Origin of the sequence: Dietzia sp. HMSC21D01 (assembly GCF_001815995.1) — a bacterium.
In the GTDB taxonomy this organism is placed as follows: Bacteria; Actinomycetota; Actinomycetes; order Mycobacteriales; family Mycobacteriaceae; genus Dietzia; species Dietzia cinnamea.
This window is the reverse complement of record NZ_KV823718.1, coordinates 1-822: the sequence shown is the minus strand read 5'-3', so window position 1 is coordinate 822 and position 822 is coordinate 1. Positions and strand designations below refer to the sequence as shown.

Genomic DNA, 822 nt, shown 5'->3' with positions numbered 1-822 from the left:
GAAGCCCTCGACCAGCGGGTCGCCGAACACCAGGCCGCCGACGCCGACGCCACGGCCGCCGCCCCGGACGGGCCTGAGCCGGAGCCGAACTACTCCAAAGCCGAACGCCGCGCCGACGCCCTGATGTCCCTGATCTGCGGCGACACCCCCACTCGCCCCGACGCTGCCGACGCTTCCGAGGACGCCGCGAGCACAGACGATGCCGCCGACGGCGCTGCGGGCGCTCCCACCGGCGGCGCCGGTCAGGCTCCGGTGTTGCGGCCGAAGGTCACCGTCATCGCCACCGGAGACAACGGCCGCGACGAGCACGGGGCGCGGGTGGAGTTCGCCCGCACCGGCGAAGCGGCCCTGCAGACCCTGCTGGAGATGCTCGCCACCTCGGATGGGGCCTCCTTCGAGCAGGTCGATCCCCGCATCGGTGCCGCCGACGACACCGACGCCGCCCTGAGGTACCGGCCCGGTGCCCAGTTGGCGCGCCGGGTCCGGCTCCGCGACGGCACCTGCCGCCACCCCGGGTGCGCGATCCCCGCCGACGACTGCGATCTGGATCATGTGGTGCCGTTCAATCACGCCGACCCCGCCGCCGGTGGCCTGACCATCGAGGCGAACCTGGTGGCCCAATGCCGGCGCCATCACCGGTTCAAAACCTTCTCCGACTGGACTTACCAGCTCCAGCCCGATGGCACCCTGATCGTGACCACCCCCGACGGCACCGTCATGCTCACCCGCCCCGACGGGCCGCTGGCCCAGTACCGGCGCGAGCAACAACGCTCCGAGGCCGATGCCTGGGCACGTCAGCAACGCCGCAACCCCAGCCCCGTC

1 protein-coding gene is annotated in these 822 nt (G+C 72.9%); it reads left to right on the top strand.

The features are described from left to right. Positions 1 to 822: HNH endonuclease signature motif containing protein (locus tag HMPREF3086_RS02620; RefSeq protein WP_141763958.1), on the top strand; the 822-nt coding region annotated here is incomplete at both ends.